General features: G+C 39.4%; 3 protein-coding genes and 1 pseudogene. All 4 read right to left on the bottom strand.

Annotated elements, in window-relative coordinates:
• Positions 1–133 precede the first annotated feature (133 nt).
• Positions 134–460, bottom strand: coding sequence for a DUF433 domain-containing protein (locus tag F6K13_RS23405; RefSeq protein ID WP_124145967.1), 327 nt, complete (start codon positions 458–460; stop codon positions 134–136).
• Between the two features lie 345 nt (positions 461–805).
• Positions 806–946: a hypothetical protein gene (locus F6K13_RS23410; protein WP_287288547.1), complete on the bottom strand. Its 141-nt coding sequence runs from the start codon at positions 944–946 to the stop codon at positions 806–808.
• A 170-nt stretch (positions 947–1,116) separates the two neighbouring features.
• Positions 1,117–2,844 (bottom strand): succinate dehydrogenase/fumarate reductase flavoprotein subunit, encoded by a 1,728-nt coding sequence (locus F6K13_RS23415; protein WP_124154492.1) that lies wholly within the window; start codon positions 2,842–2,844, stop codon positions 1,117–1,119.
• Positions 2,845–3,397: 553 nt separating this feature from the next.
• Positions 3,398–3,706, bottom strand: a pseudogene (locus F6K13_RS23420) (hypothetical protein).
• Between the last annotated feature and the right edge of the window lie 5 nt (positions 3,707–3,711).

Below are 3,711 nucleotides of genomic sequence, written 5' to 3' on the forward strand. Positions count from 1 at the left end.
TAAATTTTGCTGCTTTTTTTTCCTTTTTCTATGATAAATTAACTTCTATTAAAGGAAGAGTTGCTGTGGAGAAAACAACCTTTATAGTGTAACTGATAATCAGTAAATAAAAAGGAAAAAAAAGCAGCAAAATTTACAATCTGTGACGTTTAAGTAAGCGATCGCGTACTCTTTGGGGGTCAAATTTCGCCTCATTTTTTCGACGTACTTCTTGTGCTATTTTTTGTCGTTCCTGTAAATACTTTTCTACTTCTTCTTGATGCCTTAAATAATAGACAATCACTGCATAAACATCTGCTAAATTTAATGATGGATATGCCAAACAAATTTCTTCTGCTGTTGCTCCTTGTTGAAAAACATAAACAACTGTATCTAGGGTAACTCGTGTTCCGGCAACTAGGACTACACCATCCGTATTTATTGTTAAAGGAATAGGTTCTGCTGCAATTGAAATTGTCATAATATTTTTGTTACTAATAAGGAAGAAGCAAGAAGTAAGAAGTAAGAAGCAAGAAGTAAGAAGCAAGAAGAATTCATTAATGAATAATGAACAATGAATAATGGATAATGAAAACAATCTCTAATATCATGTCCGGTAGCATCGTTTGTGTATAAAATAAAGGTAAAAATGGCAGAAAAGCTTCTGCCTTCTGCCTTCTGCCTTCTGCCTTCCTTCCTCCAAAATGTAACTATTCAACCGGACATGATATAATTAGGGCTTGCTGATTAAATATCAAAGCATTGAAAGATAAAGGTTTTAGCATTTTTTGGTCTAAAAAAGTGCCAACTTTTCAGCGGAAAAAGCTCAAAAAGGAACGTATTTTAGCCGCATAGTTGGGCAGAAAAATCTTGGGACAATTCTTACTCCTACCTCCTTTAAATTCCCATTTCTCCTGTCTCCTGTCTCCTGTCTCCTGTCTCCTACCCCAGCAAAAAGACTTTCCATACGCAAACCCTAATTATCAATTATCAATTATCCATTATCCATTGGTAATACCATGCATGAAAAAACAATTTTACAAACAGTAAGTCTGGTTAAAAGACTTTCTAAAAAATGGTATTAAAGCCATTCCCATACGACTCCTGAGGACTGACTCCTGACTCCTAAAATCCTACTTAATACTTCCGCTCCTGTGGTTCAAACATAGTAACTGCCACAGGTCGATAACTAATATCAATTCCTGCTAACGAATAATATGCCAAAGTATGCCGTAAAAACTGCTCGTCATTTCGTTGCAGAAAATCTTCCCGACTGTGAGCGCCACGACTTTCCTGACGACTCAACGCCGAACTTAAAATTGTCTCCCCCACCACAATAATACTCCGCAACTCCAATGCTTCAATAATCTCCGTATTCCACAACTTACCTTTATCATCCAAATAAACTTCCTGATATTGCTCCTGCAACTGTTTCAACTTTTCCAACCCTTCTTGCATCACATTCTGAGAACGAAATACACCGCAATGCTCAGTCATCGTATCCTGAAACTGCTGCCGTAAAAAATCAATACGATATTCTCCCGAACGGTCTAACAACCCTTGAATTTGTTCTCGTGCCTCCTGAATATAAGGTTCTTCCTCAATATCCGGTAATTTGCGACCTTCCACAAACTCAGCGATCGCTGCCCCAGTCCGTCGCCCATAAACCACACATTCCAACAAAGAATTACTGCCCAAACGATTCGCCCCATGTACCGAAACACAAGCACATTCCCCCGCAGCAAATAACCCATCCACCAAACTATCAGCACTCGCCCAAACTCTACCATCAGTATTAGTAGGAATGCCACCCATAGAATAATGAGCAGTCGGACGAACTGGCATCGGTTTGTTCACCGCATCAATACCTAAAAGACGATGTGCTTCTTCCCAAGCAAACGGTACTCGACTCATAATTTTTTCCCGTCCCATGTGCCGTAGATCGAGATAAATAAACGGACCACCCGCAGTACCATCCATATTAATTCCGCGACCAGCACTAATTTCCAAAGTAATAGCACGGGAAGTAATATCGCGGGGTGCCAACTCCATGCGACTAGGAGCATAATTTGCCATAAAGCGATCGCCATCACTATTAATCAGATAAGCACCCTCACCGCGCACCGCTTCCGAAATCAAAACTCCTGCTGGATATAAACCTGTAGGATGAAACTGTACAAACTCCATATCTTGCAGAGGAAGGCCAACCATTGCTGCCATTGCCAAACCGTCGCCAGTAGAAGCATAATCATTGGAAGTGGTATTAAATACTCGACCATAACCACCAGTGGCAAACATTACTGCCTTTGCTCGCAGCACAACAATTTCACCATCCAGAATATGGTACATAACCACGCCCTTTGCCTGACCATCTTCGAGTATCAAGCGCATTACATACCATTCCTGATAAATATGCACCCCATAACGACGGAGGTTATTTACCAATTCATGTAAAATAGCGTGACCAGTTTTATCCGCAGCGTAACAAGTGCGGTTGTGGGAATGACCGCCGAAAGCACGTTGAGCAATGCGACCATCTGGCAACCGAGAAAATAATACCCCTAAATGTTCGAGGTCGATAATTACATCTGGCGCTTCTTTTGCCAAAATTTCTACTGCATCCTGGTCAGCTAGATAGTCCGAACCTTTTACAGTATCAAAAGCATGAGCTTTCCAACTATCTTCTGGATCTACATTTTGGAGGGAAGCCGCTATTCCACCTTGAGCTGCTACCGAGTGGGAACGAATGGGGTGAGTTTTGGCAACAACTGCTACATTTAAGCTAGGATTTTTGCGAGCTATTTCTACAGCAGCGCGACTGCCTGCTAGTCCGCCACCTACTATTATTACGTCGTGTTCTAACATTAAGTAAATCTCTAATAGTTTTATGCTTTTATTATTTTATACCAAATAGACATCTCCAGAAAAAAGGGAGTAGGGAGTAGGGAGTAGGGAGTAGGGGGAAATAATTTATATATCTAGTTCCATAATTGATTTTATTTTTAATTTATTATTAGAGATGTCTAATTTAAAAAAAGGTATTTATATCATTTTCTGACAGGTCATTTCATTTATCAGTTATCAGTACTTTTTTCTGAGATAAAAAACCTACCTGTGTCATTAAGCAGGCAGGTTTTTAACTTTTTAAGTGCCTCGAATTAAATGAGGACTCTAGCTTTCGGTGTTGCTAAATTCAAAGTCAGTAAGCATTTCTTGCAGAATGCGCTCGTATTCAGCTTTTTAATGAATGAACCAAGTATTTGCTTAACTTCTACTACATTTTTGAACAAAGAATTGAAGCACAAGAACAACAAGCTTAAATTGTCCACTAAAAGTAATAAAGCTGATAACGCAGTTCTGACCATAGGACACTAGCTGATAGTTGACCGCTGACCGCTGAATGCTTATTACAAAACATTTAACCTAGAGAAGTTGCTGCTTGCTGACCAGACATTGACGTTTGAGACTCTTCTTCTTCGTTAGGTTCTACTGAAAGTACTTCAATATGATTTAATAGGGTAGTTACAAAAGCAAAAAGTAGGAAGGGTAGAGACAAAACCACGATTAAAGCAATAGCTCCTAGAGCATAGACTTGGCTACTGCTAGTCCAAAGGGCAACTCCTCCAGCTATGCTTAAGAATACTACTATTAATCAAACAATAATTTGGCCATAAATGTCACCGAAAGTGAGCGTGCATCGGATACTATATTTTTGCAAATTATTCATCATTT

The sequence above is a fragment of the Okeania sp. SIO2B9 genome (assembly GCF_010672505.1).
In the GTDB taxonomy this organism is placed as follows: domain Bacteria; phylum Cyanobacteriota; class Cyanobacteriia; order Cyanobacteriales; family Microcoleaceae; genus Okeania; species Okeania hirsuta.